Origin of the sequence: Segatella copri (assembly GCF_949820605.1) — a bacterium.
GTDB lineage: Bacteria > Bacteroidota > Bacteroidia > Bacteroidales > Bacteroidaceae > Prevotella.
Genome location: NZ_CATKVU010000006.1, coordinates 1,361,177 through 1,384,711, shown reverse-complemented (window position 1 = coordinate 1,384,711; position 23,535 = coordinate 1,361,177). Strand labels below are relative to the sequence as shown.

The window sequence follows — 23,535 nt, the reverse complement described above, 5'->3', positions numbered from 1 at the left end:
CAAGATGACGCAACTGAATAGAAAATTGCCTTTAGGCATACAGGATTTTGAAGAGATGCGTAGAGATCATTATATCTATGCTGATAAGACTGATATGGTTTGGAAACTGGCTAATGGTACTAAATACAATTACCTGAGCCGTCCACGCCGTTTCGGTAAGTCTCTTTTGTGCTCTACCCTTAAATGTTATTTTGAGGGTAGAAAGGAACTCTTTGAAGGTCTCAAAATTATGGAACTTGAATCGGAGTGGGTAAAACGTCCTGTAATCTATTTCAGTATGAGTTTGGGTGGTTCTTCTGCACAGACGCTTACAGAATATTTGAACAATGTATTGGCTTCATACGAGAAGATATATGGCAGAAATCCGGATGAGCAGTCTTTAGGTAATCGTTTAAATGGTATTATCCAAAGAGCATACGAACAGGCGGGAGTACAGATAGCTATTATAGTAGATGAGTATGATGTTCCTTTGCAGCATACCTATGAAACCAATCATCATGATGCATGCTGTGAGATATATCGTAACTTCTTTACAGGGTTAAAAGACTATGGTTACTGCATCAAGTGCGTCTTTATTACTGGCATTACTAAGTTTACTCAGATAAGTTTGTTTAGTATGCTTAATACATTAACTAATGTCAGTTTTAGGAATGAGTATGCAACAATATGTGGTTTGACTAAAGATGAAATCCAGTTCTATTTTTCAGAACAGCTATCTGAATTGGCAGATAACTATGCTATCACGAAGAGTGCCCTTATGGATACAATGAGTTCTATCTATGATGGCTATCATTTCTCTCGTAGTCTCGTCGGTGTTTACAATCCTTTTAGTGTATGTAATGCCTTGGCTAATCTGCGCCTAAATTCTTATTGGATAGCTTCTGGTTCCAACGAAATGTTGCTCAAGGTCTTGCGTAAATTCATCAACGAGATTCCTGAGCTGGACAATTGTTTGATTGATTCTGATTATTTGGAAATGAGTGATGTCAATATGAATGATCCAAAACTCTTCCTTTATCAGTCCGGTTATCTTACAATCAAAAAGGTAGTAGGTAGCAGTTATATGTTAGGTTATCCTAACCGAGAAGTACGAAATGCGATGTTTGGTATGATTCTTCCGATAATGTTGCATAAGGAGTCTTCGCAAGTAAGCAATGCTATTAAGAATATAGTGAAGTAAAATGCTTTTAGGTAAAAATAATGATTTATTTTTGGACTAATGATCTGGTATTTTCTATCTATCGAACATGAATTGGTACCATCATAGCGCACCAATAGGTACAAAAAGATGTAAAGTTCTGCTTATGTATAATCATAACCGCCTATCTTTGCAGAAGAATGTGTGTCCTGAGACAGAATGAAGTCTGATATTGGCTATATTGGATAGATTTATTAGATTTCATTCTGTCTCAGGACACACTTACAACTGCAAAGATAAGCTAATATTATTAATTTTCATTCACGTTGGCGACTATTTATTTGTCATGAGGGCTTCATTCTGATGAATAATCTTTGTATATTTAGCTATTACTCTTTGGACATCAAATAGGTTTTCGGCTTTTTTACGGCTCTCATCTGAAAAGTCCTGTTTTTCTTGTGGAGAGAGTTGTAGAAATCTTAGCATGGCTTCCGCTAATGCATCAGCATTGCGGGCAGGTACAAGAAAGCCATTTTTGCCTTCAATCACAGCTTCACGACAGCCTGGTATATCTGAAGTAATAATAGGCTTGCCTGATGCGCACGCTTCCATTAGGGCACGATTCATACCTTCGCTATATGACGGCACAGTAATAACAATGCCTTTTCGTTGAAACACCTTGTCCATATCGTGTGTGAAACCGATATATTTTACTATTCCATCTTCTTCGTCTTTACGAAGGCGCTCTTCAGGTACGCTTTTCGGATATTTGGAGTCAAGAGAGCCTAATAACTCAAAGTTCACATTAGGATATAAAACTTTTACCTTGCGGGCTGCTTTCGTAAACTCATCATAACCCTTATCCCACAAAATTCTGCCGATAAACAAAAATGTTGTATCATTAGAGGCATTGTTATATTTCTTATAGTTGTCTATGTTGATGCCTTCACCGCCTTCTAAAAAAACAATTTTTTTAGGGGTACATAAATGCTTTTGTTCAATTAGCCGGCGATTATAGTCATTGAGCACTATTATATGTTCTGCAAATGAAAGTCCAAATTGATAGAAAACTCTTGCTGCACGTAGGACGATACTGTTATTTATGAAAATATATCCTAACCCAGCCATCATAGCAGTAGAGCGACATCCAGCTAGTCTTGCGGCAATTGATCCATATATGTTTGGCTTGATGGTGTATGTAAAAATGTAATCTGGTTTTTCTTTGCGGAAAATATGAAGCATCGTACGAAAGTATTTTATGTCCTTTATTGGGTTCAGAGAAGTGCGCTCCATTTTGATTGGAATGTAATGCACACCATCTGGAATGGTAGTTCTCATTTGTTTGTCTTCTTTTTCTGGAGCAACAAGTACAACTTCATGTCCTTCGCTTTTGAGATGTTTTATAACTTCGCCTCGAAAATTTACCAATCCCCATAAGGTATTATCGCAAAATATAATTTTCATAATTTGATGTTCTTTAGAATTGATTTATTGTTTATCTTTCTTTTGTTTTAGCAACTGTTTGTAGAAATCTACATATTGAGCCGCCATGTTCTTGATGTCAAATTTACTAGCCTGTTTTTGGCATTTTATTCCAATATCTTTGAGCATTTTCTTATCGTTATAAAACTGCAATATTTTTACGGCAAGCTCATGCTCGTCGTTTGGAGAAAATAATAGTTGTTTGTTACCAACAACTTCGGCAAGTCCAGGAACATTTGATGCAATGACAGGTTTGGCGTATGCCATACCTTCCACTGCAGCCAAGCCAAAACCTTCCCAGTGTGATGACATTACACCTAAGTCTGCTATACTCCATAGTTGTGCAATATCTTCTCGCATACCTAAAAAATGAGTTCGTTCAGATACACCTTCTTTCTCAGCTAATTGGCGACAGACTTCTTCACGTTTCCCATATCCGGCAAATAGTATATGAATATTGTCTGGTAGTAATTTCAGGGCGCGAATTAAGCAGTCTTGATTCTTTTGCGTAGAGAAACGTGCAACTTGTAATATTACGAAGTTGGTATCTGACAATTCGCTAACAATGTCTTTGCGATGAATATTCAAGTCTTTTTGACTGCTGACAGATGGTAATCGAACGCCATTTTCAATGACCTTGATAGTGACTTTATGGGGTGTACGTTTGCGCATAAAATCAGCTGTTGCTTCCGAAATACAGATAATGCCATCATACAAGCAATATATACATTTGTCAATTTGTGTAGTTAGCCAATACTTCGCACGTGTATTTGATGTACTGTGCTCTGTAGTTACTAGTATTCCTTTTTTGATGCCACAATGAGCTAGTGCAGCCCAGTATTGTGATGGAAACAAATGGGAGTGTACAACATCTGCATCTTTTATTAGTTGGTGGAGTTTGGCTATGAGGCAAATATTATACGCTTCATGTTTATGGTTGAGAGCAATCACTTCAATCCCATTTTGTTTCAGCTTCTTTTCAAAATTGCTGTTTGACGAATATAGTAGGATAACTTTTACGTCATGTTTCATTTGTTTGATTTCTGGCAAAGTTTCTACTAATAGTCTCTCTGCTCCTCCTATTTCAAGAGTGTTTATTATATGAATAATATTCATTTCTCGTTTTCTAATTATTTGATGATTTTTAAGTCCATTATATGAATAATATATCCGAAAGGTTTGATGATTTTTGACCATCGAGGTATTTTGAACAAATTGTCATATACTTCTTCTGACTTATGACAGGCATGAAAACGCCAAAAGTTGAGCCATGAACGCAACTTGATCTTAAAGGGTACAGAACTATTTGCAAGTTCAGAATAACACAAGCAAGTTCCTTTCCAACTATTCATTCTAATCTTGGTGATTTTTGCGGAGAGGCCATCAGTCAAGTATTCACACAAGTATACATTTTTATTAAAATAATGTGTCTTGTATTTTCTAGCTATACGATTAAACAGTAATGCTTCTGGGCAAAATCGCTCATCATCAAATTCAGGAAATGGATATTTCTTAATAACGGTTGTACGTATAGCTTCTGCAGCATCGCCTTTAATATGATATTTATATCTAAAATCAAGAGCAGAACAATCGATTTCTTTGAAATTTAAATTGCCTCCAACTCGTTCTCCATTTTTGTAAAATCTCATGCCACAGAGTACAGCAATATCTTTGTTGTCACTAATTTTTTTTGATTCTTTTATGATATTTTCTATACTGTGTTCTGGTAACTGGTCATCGCTGTCAACAATGAAGAACCATTCCCCAAGAGCTTTTTGTATCCCAAAGTTTATGGCAACATGTTTGCCATGGTTTTGAGTTTTAAAATAGTGAATGGGAAACAAATCAGAATTAAATCTATGGCATAGTTCCTCTGTATTGTCCGTAGAGCCATCATCAACAATAATCCATTCAAAATCTTGACAAGTCTGCTTTCGCAGGCTTTCATACAGCGCACCTAAGGTATAGGCGCGATTATATGTTGGTGTAAATATTGATATTTTCATACAAATTTTCTTAATAAAACTTTTATTGCCAATATAGAAGTTCGTCCATATAATTTATAGCCTTTTGCAAGTACATGAAAGAATCTTCGTATACGGCATTCTTTTTCAAAACGGAAATAGTCGGAAAATATTTTCTTGTTGTCATCAGAAATATACGTTTCATACTTTTGATACAAACTTTTTAATGCCTGATAGTGTTTGTGAGACATAACTGTTTTGTCCATATCAAAGAATGAATTGTATCTATCTGACAGTTTCTTAGCAGTAGGTCCAGTAACAGTAGATTGGTGTCTACGATATAGCATCAGCCTCTTGTTGAGATAAGATAATTCTCCTAGGGCAGCAGCACAAACTGTCAATACATGATCATGCATTGCTACTATGTCTGGTGCATTTTTACAAATGTCTCGCAGAGCTGCGTTAAACATTAGAGCACAACCCTGTATGCCACTGTTTAGAAACAATGCATCTTTTAGTTTTTTGGGAAAGCAAAGAGTAGCATAGCCGCTAATATCAGATGTTTCCGGTATATATACATAAGAATTAGAATATACAGCCTGTGGTATTGTATTATCTTTTGCTTCAATGAATCTAAGCATCAGTTCTAGTTTGTTCTCTAGCCAGATGTCATCTTGGTCGCAGAAAATACAGAATGGAGCTTTTGAAAATTTTAGAAGGTGCATGAAATTGAGCCCACTTTCATGAAATCTTATCCCGTCCTCAATTATATTGATTCTACTGTCCATTGCTTTCATTTCTTTTAAGATGCTCATGGTGTCATCAGAAGAACCATCGTCATGAATATATAATTTCCAATCGGTCAAAGTTTGGGCTTGTAACGACTGAATTTGAGTTCTTATGTAAGATGCTCCATTGTATGTTGCCATCAAAATATCAATGTTGTTCATTTCTTCAAAATTAAATATTTAAAACCGAATTAGTTTCAAGCCAAATTACCTTTTTGCTTGCTGAAAAGAAAAGGTAAAGAAGCAAAGAATACATACTGTATCGTAATGGAAAAATTTGTAAATATAAATTCTCCGATAAATTCCATCAATACAAATGTTAAAAAAATCGCGTAGAGTATCAATTCTAGTTTTCCTCCAGTTCTACTTTTTTTGTATAAGTACCCATAAAAGATGCCATATATTATTGAAAATAGAAATACTCCAGGAGTACCAAAATCTTCATAAAAGGGATACATATTTGTATATGTATTGGTAATATCTGGTATTGATACAAATTCAAGTATCGTGTCTGTTGGAGCTTCTGTAAGTCCGATAGCATGGCCTATTGCATAGATAATTCGGAATGTATGCATGCCTATTATAGGGGAAGAGCATGGAACTGCATAATAGTCGAATGCAACCATACTGCTGGATAAATAAAGTGCAAGGAAATTAGTAGCTTCCATGTCTTCTCCAACGGCACGCACAGATTGTAATACGAAACTAAATCCAATAAAAATTATCAATCCTATAATCAAATGCTTAACTTTGATTTTTCCTTGTTGAAAACAAAGGTATAACGATGAGAACATTACACCCAAGAAGGAAGTTTTTGCCATAGTTACTGTTGCCAATAAAAGATTCAGTAGAATTATGATGATTTTCATTGTTTTACTTTTGAAATAAAGCAAAGAAAAAAATATCATAACAAAGGAAAGTGATACAAAATAGAGTAATATGCCAAGTTTTGGCATCTCTATATTTTCATCTTGACCAGTGCTCATCATTCTCATGTATCGAAATATATTTTCTGGATCTTCCATAAATGCTTGTTTTATAATTACTGCACAAACTATGGGAATAGAAATACATGTTATGATAGAATAGACCAATAAAATATTCTGGTTCGGCTGTATTTCTTTTGAAATTTTTGAGGCTGGTGGTGCTATATAATCACATGCGATAGATGCAACAACAAATCCTACAATCCATACTGTAAGAATGAATGGAAAATTATTCTTGATAGGATAAAATGTATTTGGTAGGAAATAGTATATAAGTATAGCAATAGCCCATACACCTGGTACTGCTACGTATGGCGAAAATATATCATGCGATATATAATAGCCTATGCCTACTATTAAAATTGCTAAAAGAAAAGTTACAATCAACATTATTTCATATATTTTTTATAGTTATATATCATTAAGATAGCCACGGCAACTTCTGTTGTTGTTACAACAATACTAGCGCCAACGGCTTGAAGGGAAGGTATGAAAATTAACATCATGCAAATTGATGCAATCGCTGCTATGAAATATACATCACGAAAACGATGGCTAGTGTGCTCGTTCCCTAGAGCTATTAGCCCCATTTGCCCATAAACACCTCCAACTCCAATAGCAAATGGAGTAAGTGCGAAAATTTTCAAATAGATATCAAGACCGGAGTAGTCTTCACCAAGTACTGATGGTAGCCAAATACTACTAGTCCAGATTGCTACTCCTACAATTGCCATGACCATTAATACAAGTATGCGTACTTGTCCAAATAAGCGGCGTGCCTCACTGCAATTCTTTGCAGATACAGAACTGATCTTTGGAAAGAATACCTGGTTGAGTGGGGTGTAAACAAGAAAGCACACTGCTCGCATGATACGCTCTGCAGAAGAGTATTTGCCAATGATATCAGTTGTACAATAGAAGCCGAGTACAACAACGATTAGTTGTGTATATATGCTTGTTGAAGCCGATGAGAGAAATAGAGGAAAACTAGTATGTAGCTCACTTTGTATCCCAGTCCATATTGGTGGCACCCAATTTATAAGTCGTTTGTATATTATATATACATTAGAAATAATTGCAGTAAACAGAAATACTGCAGCTTGAAGAAATGCTGCTAGTACATAGTCATTAGGACTCTTCACGAAAATAAATATGAGTGGCAGAAGGGTAACCTTAGATATTGTGTTTATAATAGAAAATAAACGTATTTTACCTATTCCTTGAAAAAACCACATAAATGTAAATACCGAGCCTAGTAGCATTGGAAATGTAGCGATGATTGCTCTAGAGTAGAATTGAAAAGTGGGTACAGTGACAAGCAAAGTACCAAGTATAACTGCTGAAACAGTTAACAATACTGATTTGGCTGCAATTACATTCCAAAAAACACGACTCCGTTCAGCATAGTCATCTTTTACCATTGCTATATGTTTGGTTGCACTGAGATTAAATCCAAAATCAACAATGATAATCAGGTATTGTATAACAGACAGAGCAAATCCAACATAACCATAACCTGTGGCACCGAGTTTTATCATGAGATACGGCATCACAAAAATAGGAAGTAGCTGGTTGATACCTTGTAACATCATAAGATATAAGGTATCAACCAGATCTTGGCGGTTTGTTAAAAATTGTTGTTTAATATTCGTTGGTTGCATGTCCCATTTTTTGATTGAATATATCTTTGACCATATAGAAGGAAAAACTACAGAAAAAGGCTAAAAACGACATTAGAGCTATTGTTATTATTCGTTTTGGTCCAGATGGCTTAGATGGTATTGCTGCAGGTTGTATTGTAACGAATATTGGAGTTCGTTCTTGAAGTTTTGCCTGAGCAAGTTGCATCTGTTGCACTGATTGTTGATACATGTTGTATGCCATCTGCATCTCGTTCTCCAATCGGTCTCTAACCTGTGTAAAAGACATGAGACCAATATCTTCATTGGCATCGCAATAAGCTGAGTACTTTTGTTGTGCTTTAATGTATTGAGCTCTTGACTCAGCAACAATCTTTCTTGTATACTCTACGTCTTTACGAGATTTGTTTGTACGATACTGTGTGATGTATATTTGCAATCTTTTGCGGATCAAATCTGCAATTTGTGCAGAAACATCTGCATCAAGAGTTGTTACGCTTACCGAAATCATATCTGTTTTCTTATCCACACTGCAAAAAAACGAACCAAATAGAGCATCAACAATAGTCTGTTGCTGTTTGGATATATGTGTAGGATTTATATTTGACTTTATAATTTCCTTCTTTAAATTGAACAATTTGCCCCACCACGGTTTAATCTGACAATTTTCAAAATACTCAAAGATGCTTACCTTCTTATGAAGGCGAGATACGGTTATTTCTTGTTTGAGCAATTCGGTAAGGAATATAGTAGATCCTAATACTTTTGGATAAAACTCAGGGTAGATAGCATCTTCTGTTGAACCTGTATTCATTTTTATTCCAGCAATTGCTGCTATTGACCCAAGATTTCCTGATACCGAATTTGCTGATGATTCAGGCAAGAGTATCGTATCTGATTTCCACGTTCTTGGCAGACTGAAAATGTATATGCCAGTCAGTATCATCACACTAAAGGTAAATATTAGGATCGCTAAAAGTTTCTTTTTTAGTAAAGAAACCAGATGAACGAGATTAGCGGATGCTTGATCTGCTGTTTTATAACTATATTCTGTATTTTCACTCATTTTTCTATCTACTTTTATTTTTCTATGCAAAAGTACAACGATTACCCAGATTCTCCGAGTTTTTGGCAAAAAACTATTTTAGAATCTCGGCTTGCCTTTCTTAAAGATTTCTACATTAACTCGATAGCCATATTCGGATGGTTCATCAAGTTCATTAGACTCGTATTCGCGCTGGAGAAATTCTATTGCTTGTGCAATAGCTTCTTTTCTTGTATCACCATGCGTACTGCAAGAACTTGATGGTCTGTCGTTGCCCATCATTTCTAATCTAGCATTTATTAATGTATTTAAGTCCATTTTCTTTATTTTTATGTTATTTCTTGTAAAATTACAACTTTTCTTCGAATCTGCCAAACTTTTGGATGAGAATCTGTTATGCAGTTGTTACCAATTATTGTCTATTCTTTCAGCGAATTTGATACTTCAGTTTCAATTGTTGTTATCCATTCTTTGAAATGAGGACATTTGGTAAGAGTTTCAGTGCCGTCATACTTCACTTACTTACTCATATTGGCAATCGTAGCAATCATGGCGGCGATGCTGCTCATGCTGCTTCCCATACTCATCATTTCGGCGGTACTCATCTTGCGCTTCAGCTTAGTTGGGATGACAATCTCGCTGCCTGGCTGCACTTTGGCACCATGCGAGAGCTTGGCTACCTTACCATTCATATAGATGATGTATGCCTTGCTCTTTAATGCATCTGAGGCAAAACCACCTGCCTGATCGATATAGTAGCTTGCCTTCTTGCCCTTTTCGTAGGCTACTGTATTGGCAAGCATTACGGCACCATTGATCTTTACCGTACCATTGTACTGAGGAATGACCAGACGGTCGCCCTCTCGCAGGATGATGTCGGCATCACTGCCTGGGTTCGCCAGTGCTTCTGGAAGGTCGATACCTACAGGGTATTCGCTAGGTACGTTGAACTTCTCTATGTTGGTACGCTCTACATCCTTAGAGGTCTGCGAGATGGCACTGGCATTGTTGCTGCTCGCGGCAAGCTGCAGAAGGTTCTTCTGCATCTCTTCGCGCTGCATCTTCAATACTGCCTCCATGCGCTGCTTCTCTTGCTCGTTGGCTTTGCGGATGATGCGGGCTCCCTTGAGATATGCCTGGTCGGTAGCTCCACCTGCCTTCTTGAAGAGTTCACTCAGGCGGGCGTTGCGACGGTCTAATGTATAGAGACCGGCAAACATCACTTCACCGGTAATCGATACGTTCTGCTGCTCTACATAAGCCGGACTCTGACGGATCATTACTTCATCAAATGGCATCAGCTTGAAGCCAGGGGTGCCGTCGATAACGAAGCCGTCTTTGAGAGATAGGGTGTAGGTCTTGGCGATAACGCTATCTGGACGTAAAGCCTTGGCATCCGCTACTCTACGGCTTACCATTACATTAACGGTTGAAGCTTTGTCGGTCAAGCCGCCTGCCTGAAGAACGAAGTCTTCGAGGGTCTCATTGTCGGCATATTGATAGACGCCTGGATACTGCACTTCGCCACGGATGGTGAGGGTGCGCTCTACAATCTTTTCCTGTCGGGTAGGGATGAAGAGAACATCGTTTTCCTTCAATGGAATATCTGGAGTCTTGCCGTTCATGATGCCGGCAATGTCTACACTTACTACTTCGAGTGAGCGGTCAGACTTCATGCGGTGCATAACGGCACGGTTGGTGAAGGCTTCCTCTGTTAATCCTTCGGCATGCTCTACCAGGGTGCGTACGCTGTTGATCTGCTCGCCCAGATTGTACATGCCCGGACGGAATACGGCTCCTTTCACCTCTACGGTGTTGGCGTAGCGTGGCAGGATGCTGTCTACACTGATTGAGTCGCCGTCATCGATACGGAAACTGGAGAAGTCGAACTCTTCTATATTATATACGGCACGTTCTCTGCCGGTCTTGCGGTTCAGTCTTACTGATTTCTTGTAGGCATCACCTGTAAAACCGCCGGAATACTTCAGAAGGGAATTGACACTCTCGTTCTTCTTCATTTCGTAAATCATCGGGCGCTTTACCTTTCCGGCGATGGTGACGAGACAATCGTATGGACCTACTACGATGACATCGTTGTCGGCAAGGCGGACATTACCCGTCAGTTTGCCGTTCAGAATATAGTCGTAGATATCAACAACCGTTACCAGTTTGTTGTGTCTGTATACCTTGATGTTTCGCAATGTACCCAGATCGTTGGTTCCGCCAGCCATGTAGAGTGCATGGAATACGGTAGCGAAGGCTGAGAGGGTATAGGTGCCCGGAATCTTAACCTCGCCCATTACGTTTACCATGATGGTCTTGGTCTGTCCTACAGTGAGTTTGATGCGGCTTGAACGATATCTGCTGCCCACGGTATTGCGCAGGCGGGCATTAGCCTGAGCTACGGTTAAGCCTGAAACACTGACCGGTCCATAACCCTCGATGGTTACTTCACCATCTGGCGAAACGGTGCTCTCGATGGTTTTCTGAGAGGCGCCATAGATATCTATAATGACGGCATCGCCAGGCCCCAGACGATAGTTCTGTGGGGTAGCGATGTTCATATTTGGCTCGAAACTGAGGTCTTTGTTATTGAAGATGTCACGGCCGAAAACCTTACTGCGCTTCTGGTTGAGCTCAGCCTGCAGCTGTTTTACCATGGTAGCTGTATCGGGTACCAGGGCGTTCATTTCCTTGCTGAAATCATCATAATCTGGGTTGGTTTCATCATAAGATGAGTTGTAGCTGTCGTTCTGCTTGCTCTGGATGCGATAATTGCTATAGGTTGAAGCCTGCTTCTCTTTGTCCTTGTCCTGGTAATCTTCTCTTTGCTTACCATTGTTGGTCCGCATTCTCTTGTTGCCTGCATTTCCTGCAGCGGTTGTGTTGTAGAGCTCATTCTGCTGCGACATCTTCTGATACTTATTGCGTACACGTCGAATCTGGGAGATGTCTACGCCCTTCTGCATCAGTTTGGTAACAATCTGCGAATTGGCTGTGCCACGCTCATGTTCTTTCACCACAAAGCTCATGACCTGATCATCGGTCATGTGAGAACTCTGTGCGAAAAGTGGTCCTGAAGACAGGACGAGCGCCAGTACAAGTATGATATGTTTCTTCATTATTGTTCTATTATCTTAGTTATATTTATGTAATAACTCGAAAAAAGTGATTTTGTTGCTATAGAAGGCTGAAAAGATGTTAATAAAAACAAGAAACCCAGGGTTCAACCCTGGGTTACTGATGTTCTGAGCGAGATACGGGAGTCGAACCCGCCTCACAGGCTTGGGAAGCCCGTGCACTACCGATGTGCTAATCTCGCGAAGGAAAATACTAACTCCTTTCACAAGAAAGAGCCACGAGCGGGACTCGAACCCGCGACCCACGCATTACGAATGCGTTGCTCTACCAACTGAGCCATCATGGCTTTTTGCCCGAAAGCAGATGCAAAGGTAATGAATATTTTTTGAAATAAGAAATTATTGCCTAAACTTTTCTCGTAGTTAACTCTTATTAACTAAAGTTAGTTGGTTGCTATACCGGGTTCATAATAAAAGAGGGACTATCGCCAGTGGATAGTCCCTCTTCAGATTATAGTTTCTTGAATGTCAATTCTTCTTTTTTCGAATTTTTGCCTACCGAGATGGTGTCGCCTGGCTTCATTGTGCCATCGAGTAACATCTCGCAAACGGAATCTTCGATGTAGGTCTGGATGGCGCGGCGGAGTGGGCGGGCACCAAACTGCACATCGTATCCCTTCTTGGCTACCATCTCCTTTGCCTTTTCGGTAATCTGGAAATGGAATCCCAAGTCTTCTATTCTCTTGACCAGTCCTTCCAGGTCGAGGTCAATAATGCGCTTGATGGCATTGAGATCCAGCTGGTCGAAGGTGATGATGTCATCGAGACGGTTCAGAAACTCTGGAGCAAACTGCTTGCTCAGACTCTTCTGGACGATGCTGCGGGCATACTCCTTGTCTTTCTCATCCATCGCCAATCCGCCTTTTATACCTGCAGAAGTAAAGCCGACGCCTCTGCCGAAATCTTTCAGCTGGCGGGTTCCTGCATTAGAGGTCATGATGATGATGGTGTTGCGGAAGTCGATAAGTCGGCCGTTGCCATCGGTAAGTCTGCCTTCGTCGAGTACCTGTAAGAGCAGGTTGAATACCTTGCTGTTGGCTTTCTCGATTTCGTCGAGCAATACGATGCTGTATGGTTTGCGGCGTACCTTTTCGGTCAGCTGTCCACCTTCGTTATAGCCTACGTATCCTGGAGGTGCACCTACCAGACGTGAGGCGTTGAAACTCTCGGAGAATTCGCTCATGTCTATTCTGATGAGTGAATCTTTCGAACCAAACATTTCCTCGGCAAGTTTCTGGGCAAGATAGGTCTTACCTACACCTGTAGGACCCAGGAACATGAATACGCCAATAGGATGGTTAGGGTCGCGCAAGCCTACACGGTTCCTCAGAATGGTCTTTACCATCTTGTTGATGGCATTATCCTGAGCAATCACCTTGTGCTTCAGGTTGTGTTCCAGCTCTTTCAGACGTTTGCTTTCACCCTCTGCCATGCGTTGGGCCGGTACGCCGGTCATCATGCTGATAACGTTGGCAATGTCTTCGGCTGTCACCTCAACATATTCGCCAATCTCTCCCTGCTGCCATTGCGCCTTCATGTCCTCAATCTCTTTCTCAATCTTGGTCTGGGCATCTCTGCATGAGGCTGCCATCTCGAAGTTCTGGTTTGCTACAGCCTGCTGCTTCTTGCTGATTATCTTTTTCAGTTCTTTTTCCAGCTTGATATATGGAGCTGGAACACTTGCATTATTAATATGTACGCGCGAGCCGACTTCATCTATCACGTCGATAGCCTTGTCTGGGAAGTGGCGGTCGGTGATATAGCGCTCTGTCAGTTTGACACATGTCTCGAGAGCCTCGTCTGTATATCTCACACAGTGATGCTTCTCGTAATGTTCCTTGATGTTGTGCAGTATCAGCAGGGTCTCTTCGCGTGTAGTCGGTTCAACGATAACCTTCTGGAAACGGCGCTCCAAGGCTCCGTCCTTCTCAATGCTCTTACGATACTCATCGAGTGTGGTGGCACCGATACACTGGATGATACCTCTTGCCAGGGCTGGTTTCAGAATGTTGGCGGCATCCATGCTTCCTTCGCCGGAACCGGCGCCTATCATGGTGTGAATTTCATCTATGAAGATGATGATCTCCGGATGGTCCTCCAGTTCCTTGATGACATTCTTGATGCGCTCTTCAAACTGTCCGCGGAATTTGGTTCCTGCAACGATGGCAGTCAGGTCGAGACTAACCAGACGCTTGTTGAAGAACATAGGCGATGTTTCCTGGTTGTTGATGAGCTGTGCCAGTCCTTCTACGATGGCACTCTTTCCTACGCCCGGTTCACCTATTAATACTGGGTTGTTCTTCTTTCTGCGACCCAGAATCTCGAGCACGCGCTGAATCTCCTTCTCTCTGCCCACGACAGGATCCAGTTTTCCATCGGCTGCAGCCTTGGTCAGGTCGAAACTGAATTTGTCGATGGTAGGGGTGCTGCTCTTTTTGCGCGGAGTTCCATTTGAACGGGTAGACAGTCTCATCGGGTTCTGATCCTTTTCCATATCGAATGGCTCTTCGTCAGTTTCCATCATGTCGTTCTGCTCGTTGTAGTCATCTTCTGTTTCTATTCCACCAGCCATCTCCAGGTTCTCTGCTTCTTCCTGCCTGCCAGCATCAGGGGTTTCTGAATCTGGTGTTTGTGGTTCCATTTTGAAATCCTTCGGCTCTTCTGTCTTCTGCTCATCATCCTTGTCAGTAGGGTAGAGCATTTCGATGGCACGGTCGTAGCTTAAACCCAGTTGACTCAGCCAGTTGGCTACAGGGTTCTTGTCATTTCTCAAGATGGCAAGTAGCAGATGTCTTGGCTCTACAATTTTGGAGTGCTCGTAGTTGTTTGCCTCGCGGATAGAGTCTCTGATAATGCTGTCTGTTATCTGGCTGAATGGGATGTGGCTGTTCTCCTTCACGTTATCGGCAGGAGTTTCTTCCACACGCTTTTCCAGTTTGCTGTTAAGGACTCCGCTGAAAGCCATCGGACTGATGTCTGCGCCCTTCAGGAGCTTGTTGACATCGCTGTCGTTCTGGCTAATCAGACTCAGCATCAGATGCTCCACGCTGATTTCTCTTCCCAAGGTGCGTGCTGCTTCTTTGCTACTTCTGTTCAGTATGTCCTGTATATGTGAAAACGGATTTATCATATTTGCTTATATTTTTTAATATCTCAGTGCAAAAGTACACATTATTTTCAATAATAGCAAATGATATGCCAACTTTTTTGCATTGTTAAAATACAAATAATGCTAAAATAATGCGATTTTTCGCCTCTAAAGCGTTTTAGTATCATTTTTTTTTGTATCTTTGTCGGGAATTTCAAAAGGGTAAAACGGCTTAGAACGCAAGGAAATGCCCTTAAACGCGATTTCCGGATGGAAAACAGGCGTTTTGAAAGTAACGAATAAATAATAATACATTAATATAAGAAATGGACGAAAATCAGACAATGGATCATGATAGAATCATGAAGATCAACATTGAGGAGGAGATGAAGTCGAGCTACATCGATTATTCGATGTCTGTTATCGTGGCTCGTGCCCTCCCTGATGTACGCGATGGTTTCAAGCCTGTGCACCGCCGTATTCTTTACGGTATGCTCGGCATTGGAAACACCAGTGACAAACCTTATAAGAAATGTGCGCGTGTTGTTGGTGAGGTGCTCGGTAAGTATCACCCTCACGGCGACTTTTCTGTTTACGGCGCTCTGGTGCGTATGGGACAGGAGTGGAACATGCGTTATACCTTGATTGACGGACAGGGTAACTTCGGTTCTGTTGATGGTGACTCTCCTGCTGCCATGCGTTATACAGAGTGCCGCCTCTCCAAGATGGGTGAGCATATCATGGATGACCTTGACAAGGAAACGGTTGATATGACCAACAACTTCGATGATACCCTGCAGGAACCTACCGTGATGCCTACCAAGATTCCTAATCTTCTGGTAAATGGTGGTAACGGTATTGCAGTAGGTATGGCTACCAATATACCTACCCACAACCTGGGTGAGGTAATTGACGGTTGCTGTGCATATATCGATAATCCTGACATCGACACCGATGGATTGATGCAGTATATCCCTGCTCCTGACTTCCCAACTGGTGCTACCATCTATGGTATACAGGGTGTGAAGGATGCATACGAAACGGGTCGAGGCAGAATCGTGGTTCGTGCCACTGCCGAGATTGAAAGTAGTGAAAACCATGACAAGATTGTTATCACCGAGATTCCTTATGGTGTTAACAAGGAGCAGCTCGTGATGGCTATTGCTGACCTTGCCAAGGAAGGCAGAGTAGATGGCATCGCTAATGTAAACGATGAGTCTGGCCGTCAGGGTATGCGTATCGTTGTTGATGTGAAGCGTGATGCCAATGCTAATGTTCTTCTGAATAAACTCTTTAAGCTGACAGCTCTTCAGAGTTCATTCTCAGTGAATTGCATCGCACTTGTTAATGGCCGTCCACGTCTTTTGAGCTTGAAGGAGTGTGTGAAGTATTTTGTAGAGCATCGTCATGATGTTACGATCCGCCGCACCCAGTTCGAACTGAAGAAGGCTCAGGAGCGTGCTCATATTCTCGAGGGCTTGATCATTGCCTGCGACAACATTGATGAGGTGGTACATATTATCAGAGCCAGCAAGACTCCATCTGATGCCCAGCGCAACTTGGAGAAGCGTTTCGAACTCGATGAACTTCAGAGTAAGGCCATCGTGGATATGCGCCTCAGCCAGTTGACAGGCTTGCGTCTGGAGCAGTTGCACAATGAATTCAACGAGTTGATGAAGACCATCGACTACTTGAACCAGATTCTGAACGATCCTGAGCTCTGCAAGAAGGTAATGAAGGATGAACTCAACGAGGTGAAGGAGAAGTATGGTGACGCACGTCGTACCATGATTAAACCAGATGACCATGAGTTCAATCCAGAAGACTTCTATCCAAACGACCCAGTGGTTATCACCGTGAGTCATCTCGGATATATCAAGCGCACCCCATTGTCAGAGTTCCGTGAGCAGGCTCGTGGTGGAGTAGGTTCTAAGGGAGCCCGTACCCGTGATAAGGACTTCACCGAGTATATCTATCCTGCTACCATGCACCAGACCATGCTGTTCTTCACCAAGAAGGGCCGCTGCTACTGGTTGAAGTGTTACGAGATTCCTGAGGGCGACCGCAACTCCAAGGGCCGTGCCATCCAGAACCTCCTCAACATCGAGAGCGATGACCAGGTGAATGCATTCCTCCGCTTGAAGGGATTGAATGATGCAGAGTTCATCAACAACCATTATGTAGTCTTCGCTACCAAGAATGGTACCGTGAAGAAGACCTGTCTGGAGGCATATTCCCGTCCACGTGCCAACGGTGTGATTGCTATCAACATCGTAGAGGGCGATGAGGTGGTAGATGTTCGTCTGACAAACGGGCATAACGAACTGATTATTGCCAACCGCAATGGTCGTGCTGTCCGTTTCGACGAGAACGAGATTCGTACAATGGGCCGTACATCTACCGGTGTTCGTGGTATGCGTCTCGATGAGGGTGATGATGCCGTAGTAGGTATGATTGTTGTCAACGATCCTGAGAAGGAAACCGTGATGGTAGTGAGCGAGCAGGGTTATGGTAAGCGTTCTGACGTACTCGATTACCGCGTTACCAAGCGAGGCGGTAAGGGTGTGAAAACACTGAGTATTACCGATAAGACCGGTCGACTGGTAGCTATCAAGAACGTAACCGATGATAACGACCTCATGATTATCAACCAGAGTGGTATCGTAATCCGTCTTGCCGTAGCCGATTGCCGTGTCATGGGCCGTGCTACCCAGGGTGTCCGCCTCATCAACCTTGCCAAGAAGAATGATGTCATTGCCAGCGTATGCAAGGTGATGAGTTCTGACCTCGAGGCTTCTGTAGAAGAGGAGAGCCGTTCTGCCTGGGCTAAGAAGAGCGAGGAGATAGAGAATGATACCGTAGGTGCCAAGACTGCTGAAGAGGCTGCTGAGGCTGAGGCTCATCTCGCTGACGAAGCATCTGAAGCTGAGGATACCGATTCGGGCAACGTAAATTTCAAATAAAAGAAAAGACGCGTAAAAAATAAATAACAACAACTTTTAAACTCATTAAGAAAAATGAAAAAGTTTTTAGTAGCTGCAATGATGGTACTAGGTGCCACATCAGCATTCGCAGGCGACAGTGACGCTCTCAAGGCAGTCATGAAGGCTAAGACTTATGCCGAGGCTGAGGCTTTGGTTAAGCAGAATTTGGGTCAGATGGCTAACGATGCAGAGAAGGCCAAGGCTTACAACAAGCTCGTTGATCTCGCTATGAAGCAGTTCAATGACCAGCAGAGCATCCAGCAGACCAATCAGATCATGAAGAAGAACGACCCGGTTGACGAGGCTGCTATGTCTGAGGGCGCTTACAATGCATTGATCAATGCTATTGAGTGCTACAAGTACGACCAGCTTCCTAACGCTAAGGGTAAGGTTGCTCCTAAGTTTAACAACAACGCTAGCCGTGTATGGGGTGCTCGTGTTCAGCTCGTTAATGCGGGTCAGACAGCAGCCCAGAACAGTAAGGCTGATGAGGTATTGAAGTATTGGGGTGCATTCCTCGATACAGACAATGAGCCTCTCTTCGCTTCTGTAGACCAGAAGCAGAAGGATAGCGAGAAGGACTATATCGGTCAGGTTGCTCTCTTTGCAGCCCGTTATGCATACCAGGCTAAGGATGCTGCCCGTTGCGAGAAGTATTGCGACATCGCCATGAAGAGTGAGAAGGAGGCTAAGGATGCCCTCAACCTCAAGCTCTATGTAATGAAGGACGGCTTGAAGACTCACGAGGATTCTCTTGCCTATGTTAACAAGCTCAAGGATATCTTTGCAAAGGACGAGACCAATGAGGTTGTTCTCGATGGTTTGAACTCTATGTACTCTTCATTGAAGATGGAGAAGGAGCAGACTGAACTTTTGGACGCAGCTATTGCAAAGAACCCTAACAACTTTGTAGCTCTTGCCAACAAGGGTATGATGTATATCCAGAAGAACGATGCAGACAACGCTATCAAGTGTTTGAAGCAGGCTCTTGCTGCAAAGGAGGATAACGTAGTTGTTCTTACTTATCTGGGTGCTTGCTACAACAGCAAGGCTGGTAACTTGCAGGATCCTAACGGCCGCAAGGTTGTTTACCAGGAGGCTATCAAGGTTCTCGACAAGGCTAAGCAGCTCGATCCAGAGAAGGCTCAGGCTAATTGGGGTTACACCCGTTACCAGGCTTACTATGGCTACTATGGTCCTAATGCACCTGAGACCAAGAAGGCTGAGGAAGAGAGCAAGTAAAGATTGAACTTCAAATAAGTATTTGATTCTCATAGGGGGATGTCACCTAGTGTGGCATCCTTTTTTTGTTTCTTTGAGATAGGGTTGTTCCGGTAAGATAACAAATAGGAGTGTGTTTTTTGTGGCAAAATGATTGATAAAAACATCAGCGAGTAATGTTGGTTTGCTGTAGGCGCCCATCAGCTGGTCTACGCATGCACAACAGGTGTTGTGCGATCGCATATCAGCTGTTATGCAAGCGCACAACAGCTGTTGTGCGGCCTACGGAGTTAACTTCTCCGATAACCTATACTATCTTTTCCGACAACTTCATCTGTCTTTTCCGACAACTTCTTCCGTATTCTGCGATTGTATCTTACGCATTATCCTTTGGTATCATACGCTTGCGTGTATTTCTATTCCAAGTAGTTTCTGTTCCTCCACCAGGTTAGTGAGTGAACTGGTTGTGGCTAAAGCTCCAAATACTACATGGTCAGCGATGCTGATGATGTATTTGTTCCTAGCCAAAGCACTTTGCTTGGAGTTGCGGGGAAGATGGGAGAGGGAGATTCTGGCATATAAAGAATTTATATCTATAACGATGCAAAAATACGAATAATCCGCTGAAAATCAAAGGAAATACCAGCTTTTTTGTAGATTTGCCCGAAAATATTTGGTATTTTGAAAACTTCTGTGTATTTTTGCACAAAATAAATAGGATAGTTATGGAACCAAAATTAGGAGATATGATGAAGGCAAATCCTTCTTTAACAGGTTTGACCGATTGGATTGAGGGCCAGGTTATTGATGTAGAGCACAATCCTTTTATGGGATTGGTTATTTCCATCAAGGATAATTTGGGCAGAATATTCTTTGGACAGTCTAAATATTTTAAGATAGCATAATGTTTGCATTATTGATGTAACTAATAATAATCTCATTTTTCTTTGCGCTTTCCAAATAAAAGCGTAACTTTGCAAGCGTATTTACGATTTTAAAAGGGAAATATATGGGTGCAGTATATGTTATACAAGGTATATTGATTTATATTTATGCTTTTGACCATCAATAAATAAGGATATGATACTAACAGTTAAAGATGTAGATTATTTAGGAGATTATACTCTTCTTTGTACATTTAATGACGGAGTGGCGAAGAAGGTTGATTTGCAGCCTCTTTTGAAATATCCGGCATTTGCAGAATTGAAGGACAAGAAAAAGTTCGTTCAATTTGGACTAGACCAAACTATCTTCTGGTATAATGGAGCTGATATTGCTCCGGAATATCTCTATGATAATGGTGTTATGGCTTAAAGATTTCTTAGGTTGAAAGACAGTCAGCCTTTCCATAAAAATAGGCTGAGCCATCATGCGATGACTCAGCCTTAATTCTTTTTTATCCATTCAGAACTTTACTGCTGAACAGGAATCTTCTTGACGCGACGCTCGTGACGGCCACCCTCGAATGTTGTGGCAAAGAACTCGTCGAGAATAGCCTCGGCGGTCTTGTTGTCTACAAAACGACCTGGAAGTACCAATACGTTGGCATCGTTGTGCTGACGAACCAAATGAGCAATCTCCTTGCACCATGCCAATCCGGCACGTACACCCTGATGCTTATTCAATGTCATGGCGATACCTTCGCCGCTGCCGCAAATGCCGATACCTGGATATACTTCGCCGCTCTCAATGCCTTTAGCAAGAGCATGACCGAAGTCAGGATAGTCTACACTCGCATCGCTGTATGTACCATAATCCTTTACAGGATAACCCTTCTTTTCCAAATATTCCAATACAAATTGCTTCAATGGAAAACCTGCGTGATCGCATGCAATACCAACTGTCTTTACTTCCATAATACTTAAGTTTTTAAGTGAAGAAACCGGTGTAAACCCTTATCCTTCACAAGGTTAATGTTAAAAGAGTGAAAGGAGTCGGATGCCGGAAATGGAAATCTGCCATCCGGCAAAATCTCCAACTCCAGCTTCCAACTCCTGTTTAGTTTATGCTAATTAAGCCTCTGCCAAGAAAGCCTTTACCTGCTTGTAAACGTTCTCGCCTGTGTAACCGAGCTTCTCATCAAGTACCTTGTAAGGAGCTGAGAAACCGAAACTCTCCATACCCCAAACCTTACCATTAGCGCCTACGAGACCCTGGAGTGTTACAGGAAGACCGGCAGTCATACCGAAGATCTTAGCGTTCTTTGGCAATACGCTCTCCTGATATTCCTTGCTCTGACTGCGGAACAAGCCCTCTGATGGAGCACTTACCACGCGAACCTTGATGCCGTCGGCACGCAAAGCCTCGCAACCAGCCTCCAATGTAGAAACCTCAGAACCGCTAGCTACCAAGATAACGTCTGGATTCTCGTCGCTGCCTGCTACAATGTAAGCACCCTTGGCAGCCTGCTCGTAATCATTACCCTCTGGCAACTTAGCGATGCCCTGACGAGAGAAGATCAAAGCTGTAGGAGTCTCAACATTCTCCATAGCGAGCTTCCAGCAAACTGTAGTCTCGTCAGCATCAGCTGGACGGAATACGCGGACGCTGTCCTTACCTGCGTGGTTCTTTAACTTCTCCATGAGGCGGATCTGTGCCTCCTGTTCAACTGGCTCGTGAGTAGGTCCATCCTCACCAACGCGGAATGCATCGTGAGTCCAGATGAACTTCACTGGAACCTGCATCAGGGCTGCGAGACGTACAGCTGGCTTCATATAATCAGAGAATACGAAGAATGTACCCATTGCTGCAACAACACCACCGTGGAGCATCATACCGATACACATATCAGCCATTGTCAACTCAGCAACACCTGCCTGGAAGAATGCACCTGAGAAGTCACCGCGAACGATGCTCTTGGTTTTCTTCAAGAAACCGTCTGTCTTATCAGAGTTAGAAAGGTCAGCAGAAGCACAGATCATGTTAGGAACCTGCTCTGCCAAAACACCGAGACAAGCAGCAGATGCTGCACGTGTAGCTGAACCAGCCTTCTGCTCAACCTTGCTCCAGTCTACCTTAGGAGCCTTGCCGCTGAACCACTCATCCATCTGAGCAGCCTTCTCAGGGTTAGCCTTGCGCCATTCAGCCTCTGCAGCCTTGCGCTCAGCTACGATCTTCTTCAACTCCTCAGCACGCTTAGCGTAGATTTCCTTTACATCGTCGAAGATAACGAATGGATTCTCAGGATCACCACCGAGGTGCTTGATGGTATTAACGTAAGCGTCGCCACCGAGAGGAGCGCCGTGAGTATTGATGCAAGCCTCGTAGCTTGTGCCGTCTGCGCGGAGAGCACCCTTACCCATTACGGTCTTACCGATGATGAGGGTAGGGCGGTCCTGCTCCTTCTGGGCAGCATCGAGCGCCTCACGAATCTGAGCTACGTCGTTACCGTTGATCTTGATGACATTCCAGCCCCAAGCCTTGTACTTCATCTCTGTATCCTCGTTCATTACAACGCCACACTCTGTAGAGAGCTGGATGTCGTTAGAATCGTAGAACATGATGAGATTGTTCAGACCGAGGTTACCGGCGATACGACCAACACCCTGAGAAATCTCTTCCTCTACAGCACCATCAGAGATGTATGCGTAGATCTTGTGCTGCATCATGGTTGAACCCAGACGAGCCTCGAGGAACTTCTCTGCAACAGCTGCACCAGCTGCGAGGGCATGACCCTGACCGAGAGGACCAGATGAGTTCTCGATACCACGCTGAAGGTCGAGCTCTGGGTGACCAGGAGTTACAGAACCCCACTGGCGGAACTGCTTGAGGTCTTCCATAGAGAAGAAACCACGCAAAGCCAAACCAGCATAGAGCATAGGGCTCATGTGTCCTGGGTCGAGGAAGAAACGGTCACGACCTGTCCATGTTGGATCTGCTGGATCATAAACCAGGTACTCAGAGAAGAGCACGTTGATGAAGTCAGAACCACCCATAGCACCACCTGGGTGACCGGAATTTGCCTTTTCTACCATTGAAGCAGCCAAGATACGGATGTTATCAGCTGCATGATTCATTACTTTAATGTCGTTCATAATTTTATATTTGTTATTGTTGTTA

The 23,535-nt window shown here is 42.4% G+C and carries 17 protein-coding genes and 2 tRNA genes; 5 read left to right on the top strand and 14 right to left on the bottom strand.

The features are described 5' to 3' along the window. Positions 1 to 4: 4 nt before the first annotated feature. Positions 5 to 1,180, top strand: a complete 1,176-nt coding sequence (locus tag RCO84_RS06940; protein ID WP_317584478.1) for an ATP-binding protein — start codon at positions 5 to 7, stop codon at positions 1,178 to 1,180. A gap of 291 nt (positions 1,181 to 1,471) precedes the next feature. Here RCO84_RS06940 and RCO84_RS06935 read toward each other — a convergent pair whose 3' ends face one another. The 12 genes from RCO84_RS06935 to RCO84_RS06880 all read right to left on the bottom strand — a co-directional run bounded on the left by RCO84_RS06935 (position 1,472) and on the right by RCO84_RS06880 (position 15,313). Further along, positions 1,472 to 2,602 carry a glycosyltransferase family 4 protein gene (locus tag RCO84_RS06935; protein ID WP_317584476.1) on the bottom strand — a complete coding sequence of 377 codons (1,131 nt, stop codon included), beginning with the start codon at positions 2,600 to 2,602 and terminating at the stop codon, positions 1,472 to 1,474. Between the two features lie 24 nt (positions 2,603 to 2,626). After that, the gene (locus RCO84_RS06930) at positions 2,627 to 3,736 is read right to left on the bottom strand and encodes a glycosyltransferase (RefSeq protein ID WP_317584474.1); all 1,110 of its coding nucleotides are present in this window, start codon (positions 3,734 to 3,736) and stop codon (positions 2,627 to 2,629) included. A gap of 14 nt (positions 3,737 to 3,750) precedes the next feature. Next, positions 3,751 to 4,626, bottom strand: a complete 876-nt coding sequence (locus RCO84_RS06925) for a glycosyltransferase family 2 protein (RefSeq protein WP_317584472.1) — start codon at positions 4,624 to 4,626, stop codon at positions 3,751 to 3,753. Beyond that, positions 4,623 to 5,534 (bottom strand): glycosyltransferase, encoded by a 912-nt coding sequence (locus RCO84_RS06920; protein WP_317584471.1) that lies wholly within the window; start codon positions 5,532 to 5,534, stop codon positions 4,623 to 4,625. The genes RCO84_RS06925 and RCO84_RS06920 overlap by 4 nt, the downstream gene beginning before the upstream one ends. A 35-nt stretch (positions 5,535 to 5,569) precedes the next feature. Beyond that, entirely contained in the window at positions 5,570 to 6,748 is a 1,179-nt protein-coding gene (locus tag RCO84_RS06915) for an O-antigen polymerase (protein WP_317584469.1), read from the bottom strand. After that, positions 6,748 to 8,019, bottom strand: coding sequence for an oligosaccharide flippase family protein (locus tag RCO84_RS06910; RefSeq protein WP_317584467.1), 1,272 nt, complete (start codon positions 8,017 to 8,019; stop codon positions 6,748 to 6,750). Before RCO84_RS06910 ends, RCO84_RS06915 begins: the two co-directional genes overlap by 1 nt. Beyond that, positions 8,000 to 9,064, bottom strand: coding sequence for a Wzz/FepE/Etk N-terminal domain-containing protein (locus RCO84_RS06905; protein WP_317584465.1), 1,065 nt, complete (start codon positions 9,062 to 9,064; stop codon positions 8,000 to 8,002). The genes RCO84_RS06910 and RCO84_RS06905 overlap by 20 nt, the downstream gene beginning before the upstream one ends. Before the next feature lie 78 nt (positions 9,065 to 9,142). Next, the gene (locus RCO84_RS06900; protein WP_153085499.1) at positions 9,143 to 9,361 is read right to left on the bottom strand and encodes a hypothetical protein; all 219 of its coding nucleotides are present in this window, start codon (positions 9,359 to 9,361) and stop codon (positions 9,143 to 9,145) included. A gap of 200 nt (positions 9,362 to 9,561) precedes the next feature. Further along, entirely contained in the window at positions 9,562 to 12,165 is a 2,604-nt protein-coding gene (locus RCO84_RS06895) for an SLBB domain-containing protein (RefSeq protein WP_317584462.1), read from the bottom strand. Between the two features lie 129 nt (positions 12,166 to 12,294). Then, positions 12,295 to 12,365, bottom strand: a tRNA-Gly gene (locus RCO84_RS06890). Positions 12,366 to 12,397: 32 nt separating this feature from the next. Then, positions 12,398 to 12,470: transfer RNA gene (locus tag RCO84_RS06885), tRNA-Thr, on the bottom strand. A 164-nt stretch (positions 12,471 to 12,634) separates the two neighbouring features. Then, positions 12,635 to 15,313, bottom strand: a complete 2,679-nt coding sequence (locus RCO84_RS06880; RefSeq protein ID WP_317584461.1) for an ATP-dependent Clp protease ATP-binding subunit — start codon at positions 15,311 to 15,313, stop codon at positions 12,635 to 12,637. Positions 15,314 to 15,597: 284 nt separating this feature from the next. Here RCO84_RS06880 and gyrA point away from each other — a divergent pair, with 284 nt between their 5' ends. The 4 genes from gyrA to RCO84_RS06860 all read left to right on the top strand — a co-directional run bounded on the left by gyrA (position 15,598) and on the right by RCO84_RS06860 (position 20,790). Then, the gene (gene gyrA, locus RCO84_RS06875; protein ID WP_317584460.1) at positions 15,598 to 18,234 is read left to right on the top strand and encodes a DNA gyrase subunit A; all 2,637 of its coding nucleotides are present in this window, start codon (positions 15,598 to 15,600) and stop codon (positions 18,232 to 18,234) included. A 54-nt stretch (positions 18,235 to 18,288) separates the two neighbouring features. After that, a complete protein-coding gene (locus RCO84_RS06870; RefSeq protein ID WP_317584458.1) occupies positions 18,289 to 19,497 on the top strand; it encodes a hypothetical protein in 1,209 nt (402 codons plus the stop codon). A 704-nt stretch (positions 19,498 to 20,201) separates the two neighbouring features. Beyond that, positions 20,202 to 20,381 carry a hypothetical protein gene (locus RCO84_RS06865; RefSeq protein WP_287588292.1) on the top strand — a complete coding sequence of 60 codons (180 nt, stop codon included), beginning with the start codon at positions 20,202 to 20,204 and terminating at the stop codon, positions 20,379 to 20,381. Positions 20,382 to 20,556: 175 nt separating this feature from the next. After that, positions 20,557 to 20,790 (top strand): DUF2442 domain-containing protein, encoded by a 234-nt coding sequence (locus tag RCO84_RS06860; RefSeq protein WP_317584454.1) that lies wholly within the window; start codon positions 20,557 to 20,559, stop codon positions 20,788 to 20,790. Positions 20,791 to 20,888: 98 nt separating this feature from the next. Here the strand turns inward: RCO84_RS06860 and rpiB are convergent, their stop codons facing one another. Together rpiB and RCO84_RS06850 are read right to left on the bottom strand one after the other, a co-directional pair. After that, positions 20,889 to 21,332: a ribose 5-phosphate isomerase B gene (gene rpiB, locus RCO84_RS06855; RefSeq protein WP_006846783.1), complete on the bottom strand. Its 444-nt coding sequence runs from the start codon at positions 21,330 to 21,332 to the stop codon at positions 20,889 to 20,891. Positions 21,333 to 21,488: 156 nt separating this feature from the next. Next, on the bottom strand, positions 21,489 to 23,510 hold the full coding sequence (locus RCO84_RS06850; protein WP_317584452.1) for a transketolase family protein: 2,022 nt from the start codon (positions 23,508 to 23,510) through the stop codon (positions 21,489 to 21,491). Positions 23,511 to 23,535 lie beyond the last annotated feature (25 nt).

Excerpts from the sequence above, each read along its gene's own strand:
- RCO84_RS06900 (WP_153085499.1), bottom strand. The coding sequence starts at position 9,361 with ATGGACTTAAATACATTAATAAATGCTAGATTAGAAATGATGGGCAAC.
- RCO84_RS06880 (WP_317584461.1), bottom strand. The coding sequence starts at position 15,313 with ATGATAAATCCGTTTTCACATATACAGGACATACTGAACAGAAGTAGC.
- RCO84_RS06925 (WP_317584472.1), bottom strand. The coding sequence starts at position 4,626 with ATGAAAATATCAATATTTACACCAACATATAATCGCGCCTATACCTTA.
- RCO84_RS06895 (WP_317584462.1), bottom strand. The coding sequence starts at position 12,165 with ATGAAGAAACATATCATACTTGTACTGGCGCTCGTCCTGTCTTCAGGA.
- RCO84_RS06935 (WP_317584476.1), bottom strand. The coding sequence starts at position 2,602 with ATGAAAATTATATTTTGCGATAATACCTTATGGGGATTGGTAAATTTT.
- RCO84_RS06930 (WP_317584474.1), bottom strand. The coding sequence starts at position 3,736 with ATGAATATTATTCATATAATAAACACTCTTGAAATAGGAGGAGCAGAG.
- RCO84_RS06910 (WP_317584467.1), bottom strand. The coding sequence starts at position 8,019 with ATGCAACCAACGAATATTAAACAACAATTTTTAACAAACCGCCAAGAT.
- gyrA (WP_317584460.1), top strand. The coding sequence starts at position 15,598 with ATGGACGAAAATCAGACAATGGATCATGATAGAATCATGAAGATCAAC.
- RCO84_RS06850 (WP_317584452.1), bottom strand. The coding sequence starts at position 23,510 with ATGAACGACATTAAAGTAATGAATCATGCAGCTGATAACATCCGTATC.
- RCO84_RS06860 (WP_317584454.1), top strand. The coding sequence starts at position 20,557 with ATGATACTAACAGTTAAAGATGTAGATTATTTAGGAGATTATACTCTT.
- rpiB (WP_006846783.1), bottom strand. The coding sequence starts at position 21,332 with ATGGAAGTAAAGACAGTTGGTATTGCATGCGATCACGCAGGTTTTCCA.
- RCO84_RS06915 (WP_317584469.1), bottom strand. The coding sequence starts at position 6,748 with ATGTTGATTGTAACTTTTCTTTTAGCAATTTTAATAGTAGGCATAGGC.
- RCO84_RS06905 (WP_317584465.1), bottom strand. The coding sequence starts at position 9,064 with ATGAGTGAAAATACAGAATATAGTTATAAAACAGCAGATCAAGCATCC.
- RCO84_RS06870 (WP_317584458.1), top strand. The coding sequence starts at position 18,289 with ATGAAAAAGTTTTTAGTAGCTGCAATGATGGTACTAGGTGCCACATCA.
- RCO84_RS06865 (WP_287588292.1), top strand. The coding sequence starts at position 20,202 with ATGGAACCAAAATTAGGAGATATGATGAAGGCAAATCCTTCTTTAACA.
- RCO84_RS06920 (WP_317584471.1), bottom strand. The coding sequence starts at position 5,534 with ATGAACAACATTGATATTTTGATGGCAACATACAATGGAGCATCTTAC.
- RCO84_RS06940 (WP_317584478.1), top strand. The coding sequence starts at position 5 with ATGACGCAACTGAATAGAAAATTGCCTTTAGGCATACAGGATTTTGAA.